Genomic DNA, 23,817 nt, shown 5'->3' on the forward strand with positions numbered 1-23,817 from the left:
GAAATGTTTGACTTGCTCATTTTGCTTTTTTATAGTGTGTGCTCACTCAAAATTTACGTTGGCGCTTTGTTTTGTTCAGTTTTCAAAGAGCAATTTATCTCGCTGTTCGTTAGAACAACTTGTTAATCCATCATAACACACTATCGATTAGTTGTCAACTTCTACGAAGTTTTTAACTTATTTTTAATCGCTGTGTTTTTCAGCGACCATTTCATCTTATCATTTTCTTTATAAGAAGTCAATAGTTTTTATTGTGTCATTTCTTCTAGCCATTCAGCTATAAGCGATGAAGTTTTGCGTTTGTTTTCTTAGTGCTTATTTATATTAAGCCTTTTTTTCATAAAAGTCAACGGGTATTTTATAAATTCCTTAGAAGCTTGTGCATCCCCTTTCCTCTGCTGATTCCAAAGAAATCTACAAGAGATTTTGATTAGTACTATATATAGAAGGAAGGCAACTCTCTATGAGCCCTAAACTCCTTTAACACTCAGATTCAGCCGATTCTTGGCATCTCCTGACATCACCCTATGAAAGGTACAAACTAATATTGACTTGGTGAATTTTCTTATGTTATCATTTAACCAAGTAATATAATCGGAATAGTCATTTTTTATATCAAGTAAACGAACAATAAGAATAGTGAAGGAGATGGACACATGACAGTTGCAAAGGTTATACCAGGGGCAGAATCATTCTTCTATCCCGGGAACTCTATCGGAATCCTCATTTGCCATGGCTTTAACGGAACCCCACAAAGCGTAGGGTATTTAGGTAAAAGTTTGGCCGCCAAAGGTTACACCGTCTACGCACCTCGCTTACAGGGTCACGGAACACATGAGTTTGAAATGGAAACGATCCATTACCAAGAGTGGATCAAGGATATCGAGACTGCCTATAAAAAGCTAAAGCAAACCTGTACGCATGTGTTCGCAATGGGGCAATCTATGGGTGGTGCCCTTGTTTTGGATTTGGCAACAAAAGTAGCTTGTGATGGAATAATGACAATCAACGCTGCCCTTCAAGTCCCTGAATATGAAACCTATCGCAACCAAACTGCTCCGCGTTTCATTACAGAAGGGGCTCCTGACATTAAAAACAAAGATACTACAGAAATCACTTATGATTGCGTACCTATCACAGCTATTAATCAGTTGCTTACTATTATGGAACATACGAATGAACAACTCGAGGACATCAGCTGCCCTGCCCTCCTCTTCCATTCTCCCGAAGATCATGTTGTCCCATCTCAATGTTCGGACCGAATATATAATTCCGTCAGTTCTCATAGCAAGGAGTTGATCTCTCTCCCTAACTCCTATCATGTTGCTTCGCTTGATTATGATAAAGAATTAATCGTGGAGCGTGCTTATCATTTCATTAAGAAACACAGCAAAGATATTACGATCGCTTCTTAAGATTTTTCTCTCATTATGGTTTACTCAAATATCCCACGGGTATAAGTATAGTAGACAAAAACAAGGAGGTAACTCATAATGAGCGGATTATCAGACAAGATAAAAGGTACTGTCAATAAAGCAAAAGGTGAAACAAAAGATCAAGTCGGAAACGCCAAGAATGATCCTCACTTACAAGCTGAAGGAAAACTCGATAAATTAAAAGGTAATGTCCAAGAAGGAATCGGCAAGGTAAAAGATTCCCATAGATAAGGTTTTAGAAACCACAATTACATGCCTTACGATTACGACAAGTAAACCCCCACCTATAAACAGAAGAGGCTGCAGATTATTCTGCAGCCTCTTTCTTTATCAAGTAGCTTGGATTACGACCACACACATATCATCAGGTTGGTCGAGATGGAGTTCAGCAGGCATGACCAGATCAATCGGAGCATTTCCCTCGCAATCCAACCAATCCCGTGAAACGACTTCTTTTATTTCATCCAGTCCATCTGTTCCTTCCCTATCGATTGCCTCCATGACTCCATCGGTAAATACAAGAATTTGAATTCTATCTTCATAATGAACAATCGTTTTCTCCACTTTCATCTCCGTGAAGAAACCAACAGGGCATGTCCCCTTTGAAAGGGACAACACTTCCCCATCATCCATCAAGGCAAAACCCGGTGGATGACCTGCATTTACATATTCCAGCGTTTTATGTTCTGTATCAATCACCATATAAATGGCAGTGAAATAATAATGAATCGGGTTTTCCTTTTTATTAAGGACACTCATCCAATGATTCATTTCGTTTATCACCGCAACGGGATCCGTGTGTTTTCGGATGGCATCCCTTAGAACAGAGGAAATAAACATACAAACAAGTGAAGCCGATATTCCATGGCCCATCATATCAAGTATAATGATTCCGTACCGTTTTTCATCAATCCGGTGCCAATAGTACATATCTCCGGCTAATTTATTTGCAGGGAGGTAAGATGCTTTTATTGTTAAGTGATTATCTACCACCGGCTCACTCAATAGACTGCTTTGCACTTGCATCGAAAGGTCTAATTCATTCCGTATTTTTTCTTCCTGCATTTTATGCCAGTCTTTTTCATATTTAAGCCTTAACCCTACACGGATTCTGGCTAACAAATCAATTTTGTTAATAGGCTTCATAATATAATCGATTCCACCAACATCCAGAGCCTCGGCCACTTTGTTTGAATCTTCAAGTGCCGTTACAAAGATCACCGGTATATCTTTTAGGTGTGGTATGTTTTGGAGTCTTCTACAAGCCTCTATTCCATCAATTTCAGGCATCATAATATCAAGTAGTATAATATCAACAGAAGTCTTGATTGGCTGAGGATTCTCCACTTGTAGGTAGTCAAACATTTCATGCGCTGACTTCAATGATAGAAAATCCGTATAGCCAGCTCGCTTAAGAATTTTCTCTATAACGAAGAGATTAACCTGGTTATCATCTACGATTAAAATCGTCATTGCTTTATTCCCCTTTTGGCTTATATCGAGCGGCACTTTTATCTTTATCATGTACTATATAATGCAAGGCTTTCCTGAAAAAAGAATTCCGAACTATATTATATCTTACTTATGCTACTTTTAAAAAAAAAATACAGACCTAACTAATTAAATGTACCCGTTTTTTCAGACACCTAAACTTAAAATATAGTTGCATTCAAAAAATTAAACTTTGATAACGAAAAAAGGAGCTCGCCAGGTTTTAGCGAACTCCTTTTTTTATAATTTTCTATAAATCTTCTCTCTTGCATCAAAGTCCTTATACACTTCTGAAAAAGAAGAAGTACGAATGGATTCCTTACTGCCAACCGCAAGAAAGCCGTCCTTACAAAGACTGTCATAAAATAATTGATTTACATAAGTCTGTAACTCTCCGGTAAAGTAAATCATTACATTCCGGCACATGATGATATGAAATTCATTGAATGAACCATCCGTCACGAGATTATGTTGGAAAAACACAACATTTTTAAGCAGGTTTGGATCAAGATAAGCATTTTGATAGTCCGTCGTATAATACTCCGAAAATTCCCGTTTACCGCCTGCTTGTAGATAATTCTTTGTATAAGACTGCATGCGATTGAGGGGTAAAATTCCCTTTTGAGCATGTTCTATTACCGTTTCATTCATGTCGGTTGCATAGATTTTCGCTTTTTCGTAGAGCCCTTCTTCTTTTAGCATGATCGCCATCGAAAAGGCTTCCTCACCAGTTGAACAACCAGCATGCCAGATACGGATTTCAGGAAGTTCCTTAAGCAGTGGAACAAGGTTCGTTCGAAAAGCTTTAAAGAAGTCAGGATCACGAAACATTTCCGTAACATTTATTGAAAAGTCATTCAGAAGTTTTTCAACAAATCCTTTTTCATATAAAACCTTTTCAATCATTCCACTCGCTCTTCTTATATGCTCTAATCTCATCCGATTTTCGACTCTCCGTTGTATGGAAGATCGCATGTACTTTCTGAAATCAAAGCCAGAGACTGAATAAACGGCTTGCAAGAGCAACTCAATCTCTATATTTTCTCGTTCTTCAATCGATAGTGTATCCTTCATTCCATTAAAACCTTCCTTACCCGTACTATTAATTCGTTAGCCATACGCGAAGAACAGACAGTAACTGTTCCAATTTCAATGGTTTACTTACATAGTCAGATGCACCGGCTCTTATACATTTTTCCCTGTCACCTTTCATCGCCTTAGCGGTCAAGGCAATGATTGGGAGATTATCAAACTCATTTTGTTCACGGATTCTAGTCATTGTTTCATAACCATCCATGCCTGGCATCATGATATCCATTAATATGGCATCTATACTCTTTCCTTTTTCAAGGATTTCCAAACATTCATAGCCATTTTCCGCTGTAAGGATTTCCATGCCCTCATTTTTCAGAGCGTTTGTCAAAGCAAAGATATTACGGCGATCATCGTCCACTACCAAGACCGACTTGCCGCGGAAAGGATTAGCGTTCTCTTGTGAATCATCATCAAGTATCACTACATCCGGTTTCTCGTCCACTACGCTAGCGGGAGCTCCTTCATGGCTGGCCGCTGCCACTTCCGGGGAAGCAGCAATCGCTTCTCCCATGTTTTTAAAGCCTTCTGGCATGCTTGGAATGAAGAAGGTGAACGTACTGCCTTCACCCTCTTGGCTATCCACTATAACCCATCCGCCTAGTAATTTAGCAAACTCGCGGCATATGGAAAGTCCAAGTCCGGTACCGCCATATTTCCTCATCGTCGCTCCATCGCCTTGTTGGAACGCTTCGAATATTAATTTTTGCTTCTCTTTCGAAATTCCAATGCCCGTGTCCTTCACATTGATTTCAACCCAATTGCTCGCACCTTTCGTTTGAATCCATTGTGCGACTTTTTCTTCGTCAGCCTTTTTAATCTGAACAGAGACTGAACCTTTTTCGGTGAATTTAAAAGCATTGGACAACAGGTTTTTAAGAATTTGTTGGAACCGCTGTTCATCAGTGAAGAAAATATCAGGTACCTCCTTATCTTTTCTAACGATGAAATCGATATTCTTCTTCTTCGCTACGTGATCGAAGTTTCGATGTAACAATTCCGGTAACTCACTCATATTCATTTCCTCAAAGACAACTTCAAGCTTCCCAACCTCGACTTTTGATAAGTCCAGTATGTCATTGATGAGCGTTAATAAATCCTGACCGGACGAATTAATGACACGGGCGAATTCCTTCTGTTCCTCATTCAATTTACTGTCATTCGTGTCAGATAGCATTTCCGACAGAATCAAGATGCTATTAAGCGGTGTCCGTAATTCATGGGACATATTGGCCATGAATTCGGATTTGTATTTTGAACTTAGTTTTAATTCTTCTGCTTGTTTTTCAAGATTTAGTTTGGCAATTTGAAGCTCTTTTGATTTGTCTTCCGTTTCACGGTTTCTCTCTTCTAATTGCTCGTTAATCATCCGCAATTCCTCAGCCTGTGTCTGCAGTTCCTCTGATTGGGCCTGCATTTCTTCTGACTGGGATTGCAATTCTTCTGATTGAGCTTGTAGCTCTTCAGTCTGTGCTTGTGACTCTTTCAATAGGCGTTCAATTTCCATTCGGCCTTCGACATTGTTGATTGTAATCCCCAAAGTGTCCAAGACTTGAGTCAAGAAATGTTTCTGCAATTTAGAGTAATTCTCCAAGCTTGCCAATTCGACCATAGCTACCACTTCATCCTCAAAAATGACGGGAGCAATAACGATACTTTTAGGGTTTACTTCACCTAACCCTGTTGTAACCAAGTGGAAGTCTTCGGGAATCTTCTCAATGAATTCTATTTTTCTTTCAAGGGCGCATTGGCCAATCAAGCCTTCCCCCATACGGAATTCACGTCTTCCCGCACCTTCACCATCGCCTGCGAAACTGGAGATTTTTACAAAACGCATATTTTCCCCTTCACCGCGTCTGATATAAAACGCCCCAAGAGACGCCCCCATCATCGGTGCAAGTCTGGTGATGAACCTGTCAGCAAGCACTTCTACATCAACAATGCGTTGGTACATGGTCGCAATATCAGCAACTCGGGTTTGTATCCAGTTGCGCTCGCTAATTTTCTCAGTGAACTCTTTTTCCTTACGATTATACGTTTCAAGTGATACGGCCATTTCATTGAAGGAACGAGCGATATCGCCTATTTCATCATTTGTGCGAATAGGAATTCTCGGCACAACCGATAAATTTTTAAAATCAATATTGTTGATGACCTTCGTAATGGATTGCAAATCTTTTGATGTGCTGCGTATCATCCATGCGACAGTCAAGGAAATGACTAGAATACTAAGGATGACTGCGAAAATAGTGAAATTAATCATATCTTCATAGGTTTGCTTCGCATTACTTAACGTATCATTCATAACACTTTCTTGATAATTTTTAAAAGCACCCATCGTACTGATAACCTTTGTCCGCTTATCCCTTTGATCATCCATTAGTCTGCTAATGTCCGTCGTTGGGTTTTTCGATTGTATGTTTTGGATGATTTGTGCCTCGGTTATAGAGTATGTGGCATATTGTGTTTCAAACTCTTTCAATAATTGCCTTGCCTTCGCTTTATTTAACGTACCCGACAATTCAGCGATTTGCGACTCAATCAGGCTGTGGTTTTCATTGATGACTTTAAGGCTTTCCGCTCTTTCTGCCTTGTTGGCCTCATTTGCCGCAAATAAAATTTCACGGTCTGACTGTGTAAACAACTGGCGTATTTCCATCGCGGCAGAAACTTTATAATAACGGTCCTCCACGATTTCAGTCATACTGCCTTTTAGATTATTGAGTGTAAACACCATAAAAGAAAGGAGTATAGCTAAAAAAAGCAGGATTAAACCGAATCCCAGCATTTGTTTTCTCTTAAAACCCATTTTACCCACCCGCCTTTTTTCATTATTTATAGTAAGCGAATATTATTTACCACTCCAAATATATGAGCCTATCCCTTACATTCCATCCTATTTAACTTGCATTTGGTTATGCAGCAAGATTTAATGTCCACTCCCTATTTTATCATTCTTATACAGTAAATAGATACCTTGAGCGTCACTTTTCCAACATTTGAATGGCCATTTCAACCAGAATCCTACCTTTGAACTATCCTAAAATCCGGCATTTTTACTGGGATACCATCTTCTAACCCAAACAAAAAAACCGGACGCTACACACGCCCGATTTTCCACCTATGATTATTTGATTTTTTTTACTTCAACATATAAAACATGATGGCCATCCATCTCTGTGACGGTAAAATTATATCCTTCAAATTCAATTTGGTCACCAACGGCAATTTCAAATCTACCTGTCAGGAACCATCCTCCCAAAGTATCTATATCATCTTCAGGTAATTGGATGGCAAGGGTATCATTAACATCTTCAATTAACGTCTTTGCATCAAAAACATAATGTCCCTCATCTACTTTTTGGATAAGTGGTCGTTCATCCTGGTCAAATTCATCACGGATTTCCCCGACGATTTCTTCAAGTATATCTTCCACCGTAACTAGACCAGCTGTACCACCATACTCATCAGTCAAAACAGCCATATGAATCCGTTCCTTCTGCATTTTCAGAAGCAAGTCATGGATAGGGATAGTTTCCAGAACCCGTATCACGGGTGTAACGAAACTATCCACCGTCAATTCCGAAACATTCTTCTCGGTGATGGTCGCTGTATAAAGACGTTTAATATTGACCATTCCCACTACATTATCCTTATCACCATCTATGACAGGGTAACGTGTATACTGTTCTTCTTGAATGAGCTCCACAACTTCCAATAGTGGCATTCCTATTTCAATAACGGTCATTTCCGTTCTTGGAACCATGATTTCATTGGCATTACGCTCATCAAATTCAAAAATTTGATTTACATATTTATATTCCGATTGATTGATCTCACCACTTTTGTAGCTTTCCGATAAGATAATCCGCAGTTCTTCTTCCGAGTGAGCCATTTCAGTCTCGGAAGCCGGCTTTAATCCAAACATGCCTGTAAGGACACGTGCCGAACCATTCAATACCCAGATGAATGGGTATAATATGCGGTAAAAAAGAATCAATGGCTTAGAGAACAGTAACGTTATTTCCTCAGCCTTTTGAATCGCAACCGTTTTTGGCGCAAGTTCACCAATAACAACGTGTAAGAATGTAACGGACGCAAAAGCAATCATGAAAGAAAGAATGTGACTTAACGATTCCTCGACACCCCATCTATGGAAGAGGGGTTCAAGAATAGCCTCCACTGTGGGTTCACCCAACCAACCCAATCCTAATGCAGTGACTGTTATCCCCAGTTGACATGCAGATAAATACTCATCGATATGTGAAATCACTTTTTTTGCTGCCAGTGCACTTTTATTTCCCTCTTCAATCAATTGATTGATGCGGGAACTTCTGACTTTAACGATTGCAAATTCCGAGGCAACAAAAAATGCGGTTAATGCTATTAATACAGCTACTGCTAATAATTTTATAAATATCTCCAATATGTTCGGGTTTACCACCGATTCCTTATCCTAGTTACATGAAAAGAATCAATAGTTCAGTCCCAAGCACCTCCTGTATAAATGGTGATTTCTATTATGTCAAACGAAATATGAATGTCGTATCCTAAACCATTTAGTGAAATGCCCTTAAGAGTAATATGCACCTTCGTGCAATAAACTATCGGGATAATTTTCTTTAAATTAACAACACTAATAATGATTGAATCAACGCAATGCTTTCATGAGAAACCTGTTTTTTAAGAAGAAGTTCATTTTTTCCATCCTTTTCAATCAGGCTAATCACTTCCCGCAATTCCTCATTCAAGCCATCCATTTTACTTTTTAGTTGAAGTCCCGTTTCCTCGATTTCAGTAAGGGGCTTCGCATTTGATTTTACAAGTTCTTTTATCTCTTCCAAAGAAAAGTCTTTTCTTTTATATTTCTCAATAAGGCGTAATCGCTCAAGTTCCTCAACTGAGTAATAGCGGTAGTTAGAGGCGGAACGTTCTGCTTTTAGCAGACCCTTATTCGTGTAATAGTCCACCGTTCGCTTCGTAACATTTGCCATGCTTGCCAGCTCACCGATTTTCAATGTCTCGTTCCCAATATAACCCCTCCCAACCGTCACGTGATGGTTTTGGCCTTCTGGAGGACTACTCCATATCCTACCGTGACATTTTCACCTATTCTCTAATCCTACAACATTTCTATTCTTTTGAAAAATATTTATTATGGATTACCTAATAAATATAGAAAGGTATTTACCTATACCCTTCTATATAGACAAAAAACCGACTATCATGCCAATAGTCGGTTTACTATATTTTTATGATAATCGATTATTTTTTTGTTTTTGTTGAGAATGGATTACTCAGTATTTTGGGACCGCATTGGCATAAAGAAGAGTGTTTTAATCTTTTTATTGGTGTACCGCATGTTTCACAAACTTTTGCTACCATCATACCGTCCTCCTTTTTATTTCATATTAGTATTATACTACCTCTCTTATAATAATCAATACTAAATTAAAATAATTATAAACTAAAAAGTTCCCCTTCCCAAATCATGTATAAACAGATAAAATAATATAAAACTCATCAGAAAGGTTGGTTTTTAATTTGTCAGATAAAATTCATCCCATTCCGCGTCCTCTAGTCCGAACAAATCAGTGGGTCATATTTTTAAGCGTAGTCCTCGCTTTAGCAACCGGTCAAGAATGGATACTGGCCATACCTTTAGTAGCGGGGCTATCTGGTCTTCTTTTACATTTTAATCCGGTTATGCGCCTTGCAAAGCTCTTTCTGAAGAAGGACCCCTCTAAATACATTCCTGAAGATCCTGCACAGCAACAGTTTAACCAGGTTATTGCAGTGGTTTGCCTAGGTTTCGGCTTACTCTCCTTCTTACTGGGCTTCAACGTTATCGGCTATGTGCTAACCGTAATGGTCGGGATGGCCTCATTTATTGCCATCCTTGGATTCTGCATTGGTTGCTTCATCCTTTATCAATGGAAACAATATACTTATCGCCGTTCTCTTCATTAAAAAGGGAGGCCTGACATGATTAATGTCAGGCCTGCTTTTTTATGCAACTGCAGAATTATTCTTTTTAACCCAAATCGCAGCCACTATAATCAGGAGTAACAATACCATTTGAGGTACTATCGTTTCCACTGTCGGATAAAGGCCGATCCATTCAATGAACGGGAACGTGTGAAGTGTATGCGTCTTAATCACTTGAGAAACTTGAAGTGCATGGATGGAGACACCAAGAATCTTAAATGCCAATGCATAGATGAAGATCGTCGCCACTTTGAAAAAGACCGTCATCGGTAGCTTAACGCTGTAACGGAGCATGACGAAACCAATGACCATCAATATCAAGCAGGCAATCAATATCCCGGTCAATAGCTGTTTCAGTTCCATATACGGAGCCATTCCGGCATAAAAGATGATCGTCTCCGCTCCTTCTCGGAAAATCGATAGGAAACTAATTAACGCAAAAGACAAGATACTGCCTGTTGCAATAGCATGGTCCATTTGCTTGCCGATATAACGGTTCCATGCATGGATGTTCGATTTACTATGAAGCCACATTCCGATGGTCAGCATCATTAGCACTGCGATTATGCCCGTGATTCCTTCAATATACTCCCGGCTTGAGGCAGCCGTAATCTGTGAAAATACAATATTGATAATAACGGCAAGGATTGCACTTGCTGCCAAGCCAGCCCCGACGCCAGACCAAATCCACTTTTGTTTGTCTGCCTGTCCAATTTTCTTTAGGAAGGACAACAGTGTTGCCACGATAAGGAGAGCTTCCAATCCCTCACGTAAAAGAATCAAGGCCGCATCCCATGTCGTATAGCTCGTATCATCAATTAAAGGAAGTAGTCGTGCATGTAAATCGGAAACGATTTCTTTCGCTTCCTTTACTTGTATCTTCTTCGATTGCAGTAAGCTAATGGCGGTTGGTACCTTAGTCTCCATGTCACTGTACAGCTTACTGTCCCTCGTAGAAACTTCTCCTTCGACATTTGGCCAAATCATTAATACTTCATTCAACTGGTCAATTGCCGAATTGATATCGTTTCCTTCCATATCCTTAACACTACTTTGTAGAAGGTCTGTTACATCGCTCAACGTATAAGTCTGCTGGTCTTCTTTTTCTACCTTGCCTTCCAGAAATCCTTGAATTAGCCCTTTCAGTTCGTCAAGATTAGTTCGTGCCTTTTCTGGATCTGGAGGATCCTGCGTGATGGCTATCCGAACAAAGGCCATATAGGTTTCCATCTTACCGTACGAAGCAACACTTTCCTCCCGTACTACAAGTTCCGCATTATTCCATTGATTGAGGAGGTTTTGATACTGACTTTTAGCTTTGCTGAAGTCCTCTTCGCTAATCGTCGCATCTAAATCATCGATTAATGGAAGTAACGCTTCTAGGCGATCTTTATAATCGGTTTTATCAACCGGATTTTCTGCCGTATCATACTGAGCAAGGGCACTTGATAAAGCGGATAACTTCTTTTTCATTTCTCCTGCGTCTTCTTGATTATTCACAGCGTTTTTCAAAGACATTAATGAATCGTCAACTTTTTTGGCATCCTCACTGTCCGTTTTTATCACATTCCAGTCCTTTTCAAAAAGAGAGAGATTACTGGAAACCGATTCAAGATCTCCAGACTTCACTTTCATTAGGCTGTCTCCAATATATACGAAAAGCTGATCGTGATTTTCCCCGGCTGAAACACCTGGTATAGCAGACATTAAAAATATGAAACTAGTTAATAAAACGAACAACCCCGTTCTCCATTTAAAAACAGACATGACAAACTCCCCTTTTATGATAAAAACCGCCAACCCGGATTCCCATCCATGCTGGTGATTTTATGGTCTCTCATTTTACTAAATTCATCCGAAAAGGGACTCCCCGATATAGCCACCTTTTTTTACACCCGGCAAGCAAGCAAATATAGCGCTCCCCCGGTGGATGATATATTCATTTAACTTATCATTCTTTGAAAGACGTTCTTGCATCGGGATAAATTGTTTACTTGGGCTTCGTTGGAAACAAATAAACAGAAGCCCCGCATTGAAGCTTCCAGTCTTAGGATCCATTCCATCAGCATATGAATAGGGACGTCGCAGAATCTTAACTGTTCCATCACCACGGGATAGGATCATATGGGAGTTTTCAGGAATGATCCGATTTCCATTTTCATCCTTAACATGTTCATCAACCGTATCAAATTCATTCTTCATCCCTAATGGGGCACCGCTGTCACGATGACGACCAAATGTATTTTCCTGCTCTTTCAACGTGGTCCGATCCCACACTTCAATGTACATTTGAATTCGGCGGACGACCATATAGCTACCGCCTGCAAGCCAAGAAGGGCCATCCCCCGGCTTTACCCAGACATGTTGGTTCATCTCACTGCTTTTCTTCGTATCCGGATTCACGGTTCCATCTTTAAAACCAAACAAATTACGAGGCGTCGTTTTTTGAGAATCAGCCTTTTTCGTACGTTGAAAACCTGTTTGAGCCCAATGGATAATCGTCTTTCCTCTACCGATCCTCACCAGATTCCGGACGGCATGAAACGCAACCTGGAGATCGTCTGCGCAGGCTTGAATGCAAATGTCCCCTCCACTCCATGATTCTTCTAAGGCATCTAAAGAAAATGAAGGAAGATCTTTCAATTCGGCAGGTTGTTTAGACTTCAAGCCAAAGCGGTCTTTCCCATTCTTCGTAAATAGACTAGGACCTACTCCAAAGGTGATCGTCAAGTTAGAGGGGGATAATTCTTCTACTTCCCCTGTATCTTTTGGTGGCATGCTCCTGTTCGAGGAAGCTTCGCCTACCGATTTGCCAGATGTCATCTGGGCCGCCGCTTCTGTCCAATCTTTAAATAATTGAATTAAGTCTGACCTTTTTTCGGATGTCACTTCTAACGAAGCAAAATAAAGATTATCCTGAGCTTCTGTAGTGATTCCCGCTTGATGAGGCCCATAGAAAGGGACAGTATCATTCGTTTGTCCCTTTGCCTTCGAGTCAGATAGAGCTAGCATCCCGCCTAGGCCCGATGCGCCTATTACAACTCCAACCCCACTGATGCCAGCTGTTTTCAACATATCACGACGGCTTACCTTTTTGGAAAAAAGTGAAGTTTCGTCATTTGATATTTGTTCTTTCAATTAAGACTCCTCCATTACAATTCCTATTTGCGAAAGTGGCTCAGCTAAAGCATCGATAGCCTGGCTTAATGATTTAACCTCGGATTTTGTTAAATCCGTATAAGAAACGTATCCATCACCATCTTTATGTTTTTCAAGCAAGCTGTAAACTCCGGCAAAACGCTCTTTGATTTCAGTTGTAAGCGCCTCGTCTTTTTCCTTAAGGGCAGGTGTCAATAATTCATATATTTTTTCAGCGCCCTCTACATTTGCAACGAAATCATACAAATCCGTATGAGAATAGCGGTCTTCTTCTCCAGTCACCTTGGATGTTGACACTTCATTAAGTAAATCAACGGCCCCAGTGATTAACACATCAGGTGTTACTTCTACTGTTTCCACTTTAGCACGCAACAAATTAACGTCCTTCATTAATTGTTCAGCATACTCTTCATAACCCTTTGTTGTGTTTTCTTCCCATAACCCCATCTCAATTCGGTGGTATCCGCCCCACTCTTTTTCCTCAACATCACCCTCACGCGCATCGATTTTAGGATCAAGATCTCCAAAAATTTCAGCGATAGGTTCAGCGCGCTCATAATGCATGCGAGCCGGTGCATATAACTGCTTCGCTTTTTCAATGTCTCCAGACGTTACTGCCGTCGTGAATTCTTCCGTCGCTTTTACAAACTCTTCTATTTCACCTATCGCAAATTCCCGATAGTCGTTGGATACACCATCCAGCGCACTCGCACTTGTCTCCTTAGCATCCACCTCTGCAGGCTTGGTTTCTTCATTTTTCTGCGAACACCCAAATAATAGGCTGGTTGATAATAAAACGGCTAAGGTTGCTTTCGTTTTCATACTCTAAACTCTCCCCTGAAAATATATATTAATTCTAGATTTATATTAGCAGTAGTGAGAATCATTATCAATATATATTTTGTTCCAATTTACATTTCAGTTATCAAGGTAGACCATACTTTTATAACCTTATTTGGTGAATAGCTTATGGGGACAAATAATTACTTATTTCAAGAACTCTTTTCGTTCATTCATTAATATTTCATTTTCTTTTTCCATGATTTTCGTAATATCTTCAATAAATCGAAGAATGATCGTGAGTTCTTTATCTTCATAGGACGTGCAAAGATCTTTTGTGGCTGCAGATAGTGAATGATAATGTGATTTAATCTGTTCTTGCCTTGATGCTATGGGGACAATCTTTACCCGTCTACCATCTATATGATCTCTTTCCCTTTTTACATAGCCCGATTTTTCAAGACGGTCGATGAGCGTCGTGACCGAGCCTGTGCTCAACCCTGTAATCTTCGCCAGCTCTCCAGCTGTAATAGGGCCCGTTTCATTCAATATTTCAGCAGTCTTTAAATCCGTGTGAGCCACACCTATTTTGTGAGCCATATTCTGTTGGAACAATACAGACCTCATTCCGTACCTTTGCAGGCTCCGGGTTAAACTCTCTAAAAGGTCTGAATTCAACCCATTATCACTTGACATAAAATGCCACCCCTTTTACACTTGAATTTATCTTGATAATCAAGATAAATATTTAGTTTCCATAATAGTGATTATCATTCATTCATGCAAATGAATAAACGAATTGTTTCATAAAAAGGGAGGAAAAAACATTTTGGAGAAACAACCAAAACATCAAAAGTTTATAGTTGCCGGACTGTTATTGGGAATTTTGATGTCAGCAATGGATAATACGATTGTTGCAACCGCCATGGGGACGATTGTTTCCGATTTAGGCGGGTTCGATAAGTTTGTCTGGGTGACATCGGCCTATATGGTCGCCACGATGGCAAGTATGCCGATATTCGGCAAACTCTCCGATATGTACGGTCGGAAGCGATTTTTCATTTTTGGGCTTATCGTCTTTTTAATTGGGTCTGCCCTATGCGGCATGGCTCAAAGCATTGTCCAGTTAAGTATTTTCAGGGCCATTCAGGGTATTGGTGGAGGTGCCTTGATGCCAATTGCCTTTACCATCGTCTTTGATATTTTCCCACCTGAAAAACGTGGGAAACTTACCGGCCTTTTCGGGGCTGTATTTGGAGCATCTAGTGTATTAGGTCCTCTATTAGGAGCTTATATTACGGAGTATGCCAGCTGGCATTGGATTTTCTACGTCAACGTTCCAATCGGCTTCATCTCGTTATTCTTCATTCTTCGTTATTACAAGGAAAAGGCCAATACGCATGAACAGAAAATCGATTATAGCGGGGCCGCGACTCTCGTTATCGCTGTCGTCAGTTTAATGTTCGCCCTCGAGCTTGGTGGCGAGTATGGATGGACTTCATCTCCTATCCTTGCTTTGTTTGCAAGTTTTGTCGTGTTTTTTGTTTCATTTTTCTTTTTCGAAAAAAGGGCCAAAGATCCCATTATCTCATTATGGTTATTTAAAAGGCGGTTATTTGCAACGTCTCAGATCTTGGCAATCCTATACGGCGGAACGTTCATCATTTTAACTGTGTATATTCCGATTTTCGTGCAGGCTGTTTATGGAGGTTCGGCTACCAATGCAGGGTTAATCCTAACCCCAATGATGCTGGGGTCCGTTGTCGGTAGTGCTATCGGGGGAATATTCAATTCCAAGACCAGCTTCCGCAACTTAATGACGATTTCCGTCGTTTGTTATTTTGCAGGAATGCTATTATTAGGAACGTTAACCCCGGAAACCAGCAGGACACTACTAACGTGTTATATGATTCTTACTGGATTCGGTATGGGCTTCTCATTCTCCCTTCTACCGATCGCTTCCATCCACAACTTGGAACCGAGGTATCGTGGGTCTGCTAACTCAACCAATTCATTCCTCCGTTCGTTTGGGATGACATTAGGCGTTACCATTTATGGGGCGATACAGAACAACGCCTTCACAAGTAAGATGGCGGATGCCTTTAAAGGAATGCAAGGCGGGCCGGAAACATCTGTTCTTACGCAGGATCCACGTCAGCTATTCCAGTCAGATGCGCGTGCCCAAATCCCAGATATGATCCTGGATAAAATCGTGTATGCCATGTCTGATTCGATATCATTAATCTTCACTTTAGCCCTGATTCCTATTGGTTTGGCAGCAATCGTTGTTTTCTTCATGGGAAAAGCAAGAGTAGAAACGTCACCAAAGGAAAAAACGTCACACTAAATGTTTAAGCGCTGGATTTCCAGCGCTTTTTAAAGTTTTCATTTAAGAAAATCGGGTATCCTTTTAATAAAACAACATTCTTTCAAGAATGAAAAATTTTAGTTTGCCGAAATACAATTATGCCACTAAAATGATAAGTAACACATTAACCGATCGAGGTGAAGATTTTGAGAATTGTCTGTTTCGGAGATAGTTTAACAAGAGGTATCTCCTACGTTAAAGGCCGGCTTCGCATCATTAAAGAGAATTACCCAAGCTCTTTAGCGAAGTTGACAGAGTCCTTGCCATTCGTTGAAGTTTTGAATAAAGGGGTCTTTAATGACAATTCTGACTTGCTAGTTAGCCGTGTCCAGAAAGATGTCATGTCAGAAAATCCCGATATCGTATTGATAGAAGTCGGTGGTAACGATTGTAATTTCCATTGGGAGGAAGTCGCGAAGAATCCTGAAGGAGACCATGAGCCTATCGTTCCGATTGAACGGTACCTTGAAAATATCACTCAACTCGTCAAGCAAGTTCAGGACAAGCATGTCACACCCTTTCTTTTAACTCTTCCCCCACTGGATCCCGCCAGATATTATCGGTCGATTGCCAATCGGTTCGGACCATCCATCGGACATTTTGTCTCTCAAGTCGGTGGGATTGAACATTGGCATGGCATGTATAACCGCCAGTTAAAAAAACTGGCCGAGGATTTGAAGGTGCCATTGATCGATGTGCGTTCTTATATAAAGTCTGCCGGTGATCTGGACCATTTAATCAGTGACGATGGCATTCACCTTACGTCAGAAGGATACCAGCATATGAGCAAGGCCATATTCAGTGATTTACAAAAGCATTTGACAACGGAAACACTGTCACAACCTTAAACAAGCAAAAAGGCAAAGCATGGGGGCTTTGCCTTTTTTCCATTATAAGCTCTTCACTTCCACATTTTCTGGAAGCTTGAAAGGATTTTCGGAATTGATTCGGTCATAAAACATCATTCCATTTAAATGGTCCAGCTCATGTTGAAAAACAATCGCTGCAAATCCTTTCAATCGCATCTCGATTTTCTCTCCATTGCTGTCCAATGCTTTAATTTTCACCCGCTCATAACGTGGCACATATCCTTTGATATCACGATCCACAGAAAGGCAGCCTTCACTTTGAGGTAAGTAAATCATGGATGCCGAATGGCTGACAATTTTCGGATTCACTATAGCATATTCGTAAACCTTTCCTTTTTCATCTGGAAAATACATAACGAACATTCGTTTATTCAGGCCAATTTGGTTGGCTGACAAGCCTACCCCTTCTCGTAAGTGGTACTTCTTTTGAAGTTTAGGATCTTGGCTGTTTTTTAAATACTGCATCATGCATTCTAATGTTTCTCGGTCTTCGTCAGAAATTGGCAGGCTAACTTCATCAGTCACCTGACGCAGAATTGGATCGCCTTCCCGAACAATATCCTTCATCGTAATCATATAATCCCTCATAAATTTATTCATAAATGTTCAACTCATCTACCTTTATATTTTTTCATCACTAAGACCATTTCACTTTAGCATTTCATTTTTAAAAAGTCTATCATGCAGGTTAACAACTGGATGTCCACTATCCGACTCAGTCCTTAGAGAAAAGCGGCACCCATCACATAAATCAAAACATGGAAGTATTTACCTTTATTTTTAGGACTTATGACCTATGGCTAACGCGTTTAAAAATTTTATACTGAATATATATTCTTAAAGGAGATGAAATATTGAACTCGAACTCAAAATTAGTTTCGAAGTTGCTGCCGTTCATAACGGTGTTCATTGTGATAATTGGTGTTATATCTTGGTACGTTGTGACTCAGTCAAAAGAAATGGTCGTTCCTTTCTCGTCCGTTGAAAAGACCATTCAGGCCCAAAATGGTGCCCTCGTCTCTATTGAAGAAAAGCGAAATGGAACACTTCATATCACTACACCAGAAGGTAAATATGTCTCTAACATCCCTCCGAACAGTCAAATGGTCAACAAACTAGTCGAAACTTATAACGTTCGCTATTCATTTTCATCGACAAATAAGTCTGCATTATGGATTTTAGGCGGATTGCTGGCGGCACTAGTCACAACCGCAATTATTATACAGAAGAAATCAAAAGGCGGTTTACGCGTAAAAAGCAAGAAACAAAATATCTCTACACCTAGAGCACTTCCCGATATAACCTTAGCCGATATAGGTGGTTTGCAACCCGAAATCAAACAAGAGATCCTGCAAACCCTCACCACTCTAAAAGAACCGGAGCGTTCAGCTAAAATTGGGATCAAGCCTCCACAAGGCATCTTACTATACGGTCCTCCAGGAACCGGGAAAACATTATTGGCACAGGCCATTGCAAAAGAATTGGGCGCCAACTTCTTTTCGACTAGCGGTTCGGCCTTCAATGAAATGTTCGTTGGAGTGGGGGCAGCTCGTGTACGTAGCCTTTTCCAAAATGCCCGGAAACAATCACCTGCTGTCATTTTCATCGACGAAGTGGACGCATTGGCCGGTAAACGGAAAGCCCATGGTGGGGAAGAAGCTGAAAAAACCTTGACTGAACTTCTTGTCCAGTTAGACGGAGGCCATTCAAACGAAGGCATTCTATTCGTGGCAGCCACAAACAGAAAGGACATGCTTGATGAGGCATTTCTTCGTCCAGGCAGAATCGATTTCTCGTTCCAGGTGCCGATTCCTGATACAAACGGAAGAAAAGAAATCATTGCCATTCATACAAAAGGGAAGAAACTGGCGGCCGATGTCCTTTCTTCCTTGGATGAATTAGCTGAGAGTACATCCGGGTTCTCCGGGGCGGATTTACGTTCCTTGTTTGAAACAGCTTCTCGTCATGCGCTACGTCATGATCAGGAAATGATTCGCAAACAAGATCTTGATTACGCGATTGACCGGACCATTCTAGGGGCTACTTCCCGAACGTTGAGCGATATGGATACAAAGCGGCGGGTGGCCATTCATGAAAGTGGACATGCCCTGATTGCTGCCCTCACTAAACCGGGTTCTGTTCGAAAAGCGACCATCATCCCTCGTGGCGAGGCCCTTGGGTATGTGGCTCCGATTCCTAAAGAACTTCATTTAGCTACGGCAAGTGAGTTGCTAGATCAAGTGAAAATGATTTTAGCAGGCGGTGTCGCAGAAAGAATGTTTCTTGGTGAACATAGTGTCGGAGTTGGTGGCGACGTTCAACAGGCAAAGCATTTACTTGAACAGATGGTCGATACGGGCATGTTGCAAGACGGCTTCACCTTAACATTCAATAAAGGTGAGAAAGAACAAAAAATGCAAGCCCTTTTCACCCAGGCCATTCAAGAAACGGAAAAACTGATCGAATCAAACCGTCCACAATACGAAGAGCTTGTAGAGGTCCTGTTGAAAAAAGAGACGATTGACGGCACAGAGGTCCAAAATATAGTGGATGTACAAGAGCCAAAGGTTCTTTCGTTTTCATAAGGTCTTAATATATAGGCAAAGAACCCAATCTGAATGTTCAAATTGGGTTCTTTTTTTGATGGTCCTTGGTCTAGCTATGAATAATGACCGGATTTTTCCTACTTTTATGACTGCATCCCATTGAACAATATTTATTTGATGCAGTTCTTGGTTTAAAGGGTCGATTACATGATTCACAATGTCTTATTGGATATTTTATATAAGCCTTTCCCTTACACGGTTGAGAGCAATACTTAGCATCTGCATTATAGCTTTTGAATGTCTTGTCACATACTTGGCAAGTATACTCAGCCAAAATCCCATCCCTCCTTTGACGCGATCAATAAAGTATTCAAATAATCTTTTGATATCGTTTGGGAGAAGAGAGTTCAAGATTCATGGTGCTATTATATTTATTTTGGACAAGACTAATGGAGATCGCCGCAATAAAAGCGGGAATCGCAAAGCTGAGGAAGTTTATATAAATAGGCAACTCCCACTCGATTAACAGCCCACCGATTGTTGGTCCCACTATAGCCCCAAACCTACCTATACCTAATGCCCACCCCAGTGCTGTCGACTTTATCTGTGTCGGATAGAACATGGAGATATAAGCATTGTTTAAATTTTGCGATCCAATTGTCGCAGCCCCTGCTATTGCCACCAAAACATATAGAAAGAATGACCCTGGTTTAAAACCGAGGAGGAGCAAGCAGACCGCGCCTATACTGAAGTAACTGATCAACACTCGTTTTGAGCCAATTCGATCTGCTAGCCAACCCCCGCATACCGAACCGACGATTGCTCCAATGTTCAAGCAACAAAGAAACAGCAGGCTGGAATTCAACGGATAGCCTGCTTTAATCATCAGTTGAGGCAACCACGTACCCAATCCATATACCATCAGCAATCCCATAAAGCATGCGATCCAAAACATGATGGTGGATCTTCCACGGCGATTCTCGAAGAGCTTTACCACTGGAACACCGGAAGTTGATAAATTCATGATAAATCGATCTGCATCATGGGGAACATAGGAGGGATTTAAACGAGCCACTATTCCCTTCGCTTTTTCATATTCTCCCTTTTCCACATAATAATAAAGGGATTCAGGTAAAGATTTAATTAAAAAGGGAATGGCCAATAAGGGAATGGCCCCTATGAAAAACATCCATTCCCATCCCAACTCCGGAATGACCTTCATTCCGAAAAGAGAGACTAATATACCTCCAATCGAATATCCGCTGAACATGATACCCACCATCATATTCTTAATCGGCTTGGGAGAATATTCAGAGGTGAGCACCACCAATAACGGCGGAATGCCGCCCAAACCAAGCCCTGCAAGAAAACGGTATATCGCAAAATCTACCGGTCCCTTCGCTAAACCTGTCAATAGAGTAAACGAACCAAAAATAGCAACACAAGCTATGATTACTTTCTTTCTCCCTACTTTATCCGCTACGATCCCGCAAATAAGTGAGCCTATTAAACCGCCTACCAACGTCAAACTCCCTATCAATCCCAAGATGCCCGGTGATGTCCCCCACTCTTGACTTAAGGTTGGAATGACGGCTCCATAAACGACTAGATCATATCCATCGAAAAGGATGAGGAAAATACACCATAGTAAAACAGTTAAATGAAAAGAGTTAAACTTACTCCCTTCTATAACCTGGGCAACATTAATTTGTTTCACATTTCATTCCTCCATCAGTAATAGGATCTATACCAGACTTAGGCCAAAGGCCATTGTTTTTATCTCGTCCCTATCTAAGCACCGTTTTCCAACGCCCTGTACATATTCAGGAATGAACATTCAAACTCTCGCATACATCCTGAAACGTGACACATGTCGGTTCATTTCTAAATTGATCTGCATTGGCATGATGGGCGCAAACAGATAAACAGTAGTGATTGTCTATTGTGTACTGTCTGCATATGTAATCCCTAATCTGTCTTTCTGTTTCCATATCTGTGATTTGGATGGATCCATTGCTACACTTTTTCATAGAAAACCCCTGTAATGGCATGGATAAGCCTTCACCAACCGCTTTCACATAACTCTCTTTCAAGGTCCAGATGTCATAAAAGGCTCCAAGGCCGCCTTCTCTATCATTCAAAACGTATTGATACTCTTCTTTAGTAAAAAGCTCTTTGGCGAGGGGTAAATCAAATGGTCCTATGTATTCTATATCCACACCCACTGCGTCATCATGAACCACACACACTACATATTCACCAGAGTGGGAGATATTATAGTGGAAGGAAGGAAAGTCACATAAAAACGGCTTGCCATATTCATTCGTTTGAATTCTCAGTTCCCTATCCATCGAGCCGTATCGTTCTTTTAATGCGAAACGCACCAACAAATCCCCAATCAGGGAACGATATGCATCATCAGTCTTCACAAACCTTTTCAATCGGCTCTGCCTTTCTTTTGAAACATGAACAAGCAAATTGTCCATACCCGCATTTTCCCTGCTCGCAGGCAATTTACAACTATATAGTTCAATCACATCTAGCCCCCCTTTTATACTCTTCAAACAAATAAATAGGGGCCGCTGATTAGAATCACAGCAACCCTCTATTTCAAGCATCTCCATCTGGAATTTTGTCACTTACTCATTCTGACTGGTTCTGTCTTAGGAATTTCAGTCGATTGCTGACTTGGCAAGATGGTCTTAAAGTCTTCTTTCTTCAGACGTAACGAGATAGTAAGACCTATAACAAGAAAGACTGATGAGCCAAGGAGAGCATATTGATAGGATTCCAAGTTACTCTGTTCTATTCCGTTCCTTGCCACCTCGCTTGTCCCCAAGGCTCCCAACACACTCGCTAGTACGGCTACCCCAACAGCTGAGCCGAATCGATTCTGGACATTGAATAATGTAGTTGCCCTTCCCATCGATGCTGAAGTAATATTCGTGAAAATGGAAGACTGTACAGCAATCACTGCATGTCCCAAGCAGATGCCGACACTAAATAATAAGAGTCGTAAAGACCAAGGATTCGCTGTCGGACCAACAATACTGATGAGGACAAAGATTAAGGCCGTCCCAAGTAGCCCAAGACAGATCACCTGCTGGCCATTCAATTTCTTGAAAGTCCAAGGAATCATCCTGGATGCTACCATAAGCCCCAATGCCTCAGGAAAAGTGGCCAATCCACTATCCAGGGCAGAGGCATTCATGGCATTCTGATACATTAACGGGAATATAAAGAGCATGCCCATTAATGCTGCTTGCGATAATAGAGAAATAAGGCCAAGAGAACGGAACAATTTGTCCGATAATAAGCTTAAATCCAGCATGGGTTCCTTGACCCGTAATTCTCGCCATACAAACAAACAGACAAGTATGAAGCCAATCAGTCCCGTATACATAATGACTGGAGAACTCCATCCCTTTGAAGGACCGGTACTCAGTGCATACATGACCATCGACAAGCCGGCAGCTGATAACAGAAACCCTGTCAGGTCAAGCCTGCCGGCCGATGGCTCTTTATGTTCCTTCAAGAACAGCAAACCGATGAGGAAAGCGATGATTCCAAAAGGAATGTTGATATAAAAAGCCCAGCTCCAAGATAGCTGTTCCGCAAAGAAACCACCGACAACCGGACCAATGGCTGGTGCAAAGGCAATGGGCAAGACAAGGGTCCTTGACACTTTCATTCGTTCTTTCTGAGAAAATGTCCTAAATAAGATTGCCATTCCTACTGGAGTAAGGAGTCCACCGCCTGCACCCTGCAAGGCCCGAAATAAGGTCAAGGTCTCTAGGCTTGTCGCAAATCCGCATAGAAGGGAAGCGAGTGTGAAAACCCCAAGTGCGAATAGGAAAATTTTCTTGGTACCATATCGATCCCCAAGCCACCCCGATATAGGGAGAAAGACCGCGAGGCTTACTAAGTAGCCTATATTAATACCGCTTGTGGCTGAGGGGATGACATTGAATTCCTGGCCGATGACGGGAAGAATGACATTGACGATCGTGCCGTCCATCGAAACCATGAACATGGCAATCACATAAACCATGCAAACGACTAATTTAGGATTCTCGTGTATGCGCACG

The 23,817-nt window shown here is 41.0% G+C and carries 19 protein-coding genes; 6 read left to right on the top strand and 13 right to left on the bottom strand.

Annotated features, from left to right (window positions below; genetic code table 11):
- Positions 1-656 precede the first annotated feature (656 nt).
- On the top strand, positions 657-1,415 hold the full coding sequence (locus ACIQXR_RS17740) for an alpha/beta hydrolase (RefSeq protein WP_402875645.1): 759 nt from the start codon (positions 657-659) through the stop codon (positions 1,413-1,415).
- Positions 1,416-1,493: 78 nt separating this feature from the next.
- Positions 1,494-1,667 carry a CsbD family protein gene (locus ACIQXR_RS17745; RefSeq protein ID WP_402875643.1) on the top strand — a complete coding sequence of 58 codons (174 nt, stop codon included), beginning with the start codon at positions 1,494-1,496 and terminating at the stop codon, positions 1,665-1,667.
- A gap of 99 nt (positions 1,668-1,766) precedes the next feature.
- Here the strand turns inward: ACIQXR_RS17745 and ACIQXR_RS17750 are convergent, their stop codons facing one another.
- The 5 genes from ACIQXR_RS17750 to ACIQXR_RS17770 all read right to left on the bottom strand — a co-directional run bounded on the left by ACIQXR_RS17750 (position 1,767) and on the right by ACIQXR_RS17770 (position 9,073).
- Positions 1,767-2,909, bottom strand: coding sequence for a PP2C family protein-serine/threonine phosphatase (locus tag ACIQXR_RS17750; protein ID WP_402875642.1), 1,143 nt, complete (start codon positions 2,907-2,909; stop codon positions 1,767-1,769).
- A 258-nt stretch (positions 2,910-3,167) separates the two neighbouring features.
- Positions 3,168-4,001 carry a CheR family methyltransferase gene (locus ACIQXR_RS17755; RefSeq protein WP_402875640.1) on the bottom strand — a complete coding sequence of 278 codons (834 nt, stop codon included), beginning with the start codon at positions 3,999-4,001 and terminating at the stop codon, positions 3,168-3,170.
- A gap of 28 nt (positions 4,002-4,029) precedes the next feature.
- A complete protein-coding gene (locus tag ACIQXR_RS17760) occupies positions 4,030-6,828 on the bottom strand; it encodes a response regulator (RefSeq protein ID WP_403080512.1) in 2,799 nt (932 codons plus the stop codon).
- 318 nt (positions 6,829-7,146) lie between these two features.
- Entirely contained in the window at positions 7,147-8,445 is a 1,299-nt protein-coding gene (locus ACIQXR_RS17765; protein WP_403080535.1) for a hemolysin family protein, read from the bottom strand.
- Between the two features lie 196 nt (positions 8,446-8,641).
- Positions 8,642-9,073 (bottom strand): MerR family transcriptional regulator, encoded by a 432-nt coding sequence (locus ACIQXR_RS17770; RefSeq protein ID WP_403080514.1) that lies wholly within the window; start codon positions 9,071-9,073, stop codon positions 8,642-8,644.
- 490 nt (positions 9,074-9,563) lie between these two features.
- Between ACIQXR_RS17770 and ACIQXR_RS17775 the strand changes: the two genes are divergently transcribed.
- On the top strand, positions 9,564-9,989 hold the full coding sequence (locus ACIQXR_RS17775) for a DUF4395 domain-containing protein (protein WP_403080516.1): 426 nt from the start codon (positions 9,564-9,566) through the stop codon (positions 9,987-9,989).
- Positions 9,990-10,028: 39 nt separating this feature from the next.
- Here the strand turns inward: ACIQXR_RS17775 and ACIQXR_RS17780 are convergent, their stop codons facing one another.
- The 4 genes from ACIQXR_RS17780 to ACIQXR_RS17795 all read right to left on the bottom strand — a co-directional run bounded on the left by ACIQXR_RS17780 (position 10,029) and on the right by ACIQXR_RS17795 (position 14,642).
- Positions 10,029-11,774: an FTR1 family iron permease gene (locus ACIQXR_RS17780; RefSeq protein ID WP_403080518.1), complete on the bottom strand. Its 1,746-nt coding sequence runs from the start codon at positions 11,772-11,774 to the stop codon at positions 10,029-10,031.
- Positions 11,775-11,858: 84 nt separating this feature from the next.
- Positions 11,859-13,145 (bottom strand): iron uptake transporter deferrochelatase/peroxidase subunit, encoded by a 1,287-nt coding sequence (gene efeB, locus ACIQXR_RS17785; RefSeq protein WP_403080520.1) that lies wholly within the window; start codon positions 13,143-13,145, stop codon positions 11,859-11,861.
- Positions 13,146-13,988 carry an iron uptake system protein EfeO gene (gene efeO, locus ACIQXR_RS17790; protein WP_402875627.1) on the bottom strand — a complete coding sequence of 281 codons (843 nt, stop codon included), beginning with the start codon at positions 13,986-13,988 and terminating at the stop codon, positions 13,146-13,148.
- Between the two features lie 165 nt (positions 13,989-14,153).
- Entirely contained in the window at positions 14,154-14,642 is a 489-nt protein-coding gene (locus ACIQXR_RS17795) for a MarR family winged helix-turn-helix transcriptional regulator (protein WP_403080522.1), read from the bottom strand.
- A 133-nt stretch (positions 14,643-14,775) separates the two neighbouring features.
- On the opposite strand from ACIQXR_RS17795, the gene ACIQXR_RS17800 reads away from it, so the two are divergent.
- Positions 14,776-16,293, top strand: a complete 1,518-nt coding sequence (locus tag ACIQXR_RS17800; protein WP_403080524.1) for an MDR family MFS transporter — start codon at positions 14,776-14,778, stop codon at positions 16,291-16,293.
- 167 nt (positions 16,294-16,460) lie between these two features.
- Complete coding sequence (locus ACIQXR_RS17805; protein WP_403080526.1) at positions 16,461-17,162, top strand: SGNH/GDSL hydrolase family protein; 702 nt, start codon at positions 16,461-16,463, stop codon at positions 17,160-17,162.
- Positions 17,163-17,204: 42 nt separating this feature from the next.
- On the opposite strand, the gene def is transcribed toward ACIQXR_RS17805, so the two are convergent.
- Entirely contained in the window at positions 17,205-17,783 is a 579-nt protein-coding gene (def, locus tag ACIQXR_RS17810; RefSeq protein WP_403080528.1) for a peptide deformylase, read from the bottom strand.
- Between the two features lie 254 nt (positions 17,784-18,037).
- Here def and ACIQXR_RS17815 point away from each other — a divergent pair, with 254 nt between their 5' ends.
- A complete protein-coding gene (locus ACIQXR_RS17815; protein WP_402959234.1) occupies positions 18,038-19,768 on the top strand; it encodes an AAA family ATPase in 1,731 nt (576 codons plus the stop codon).
- Between the two features lie 331 nt (positions 19,769-20,099).
- Here ACIQXR_RS17815 and ACIQXR_RS17820 read toward each other — a convergent pair whose 3' ends face one another.
- The 3 genes from ACIQXR_RS17820 to ACIQXR_RS17830 form a co-directional block, all read right to left on the bottom strand.
- Complete coding sequence (locus ACIQXR_RS17820) at positions 20,100-21,446, bottom strand: MFS transporter (protein WP_403080530.1); 1,347 nt, start codon at positions 21,444-21,446, stop codon at positions 20,100-20,102.
- A 106-nt stretch (positions 21,447-21,552) separates the two neighbouring features.
- Positions 21,553-22,266, bottom strand: a complete 714-nt coding sequence (locus tag ACIQXR_RS17825) for a 4'-phosphopantetheinyl transferase family protein (RefSeq protein ID WP_403080531.1) — start codon at positions 22,264-22,266, stop codon at positions 21,553-21,555.
- 98 nt (positions 22,267-22,364) lie between these two features.
- Entirely contained in the window at positions 22,365-23,816 is a 1,452-nt protein-coding gene (locus ACIQXR_RS17830; RefSeq protein ID WP_403080532.1) for an MDR family MFS transporter, read from the bottom strand.
- Position 23,817 lies beyond the last annotated feature (1 nt).

The sequence above is a fragment of the Peribacillus sp. NPDC097224 genome, assembly GCF_044761985.1.
Lineage (GTDB): Bacteria > Bacillota > Bacilli > Bacillales > DSM-1321 > Peribacillus.

What these genes read in the sequence shown, in the direction of transcription:
- def (WP_403080528.1), bottom strand. Translation starts at nt 17,783, where the DNA reads ATGAATAAATTTATGAGGGATTATATGATTACGATGAAGGATATTGTT.
- ACIQXR_RS17755 (WP_402875640.1), bottom strand. Translation starts at nt 4,001, where the DNA reads ATGAAGGATACACTATCGATTGAAGAACGAGAAAATATAGAGATTGAG.
- ACIQXR_RS17750 (WP_402875642.1), bottom strand. Translation starts at nt 2,909, where the DNA reads ATGACGATTTTAATCGTAGATGATAACCAGGTTAATCTCTTCGTTATA.
- efeO (WP_402875627.1), bottom strand. Translation starts at nt 13,988, where the DNA reads ATGAAAACGAAAGCAACCTTAGCCGTTTTATTATCAACCAGCCTATTA.
- ACIQXR_RS17780 (WP_403080518.1), bottom strand. Translation starts at nt 11,774, where the DNA reads ATGTCTGTTTTTAAATGGAGAACGGGGTTGTTCGTTTTATTAACTAGT.
- ACIQXR_RS17760 (WP_403080512.1), bottom strand. Translation starts at nt 6,828, where the DNA reads ATGGGTTTTAAGAGAAAACAAATGCTGGGATTCGGTTTAATCCTGCTT.
- ACIQXR_RS17795 (WP_403080522.1), bottom strand. Translation starts at nt 14,642, where the DNA reads ATGTCAAGTGATAATGGGTTGAATTCAGACCTTTTAGAGAGTTTAACC.
- ACIQXR_RS17745 (WP_402875643.1), top strand. Translation starts at nt 1,494, where the DNA reads ATGAGCGGATTATCAGACAAGATAAAAGGTACTGTCAATAAAGCAAAA.
- ACIQXR_RS17740 (WP_402875645.1), top strand. Translation starts at nt 657, where the DNA reads ATGACAGTTGCAAAGGTTATACCAGGGGCAGAATCATTCTTCTATCCC.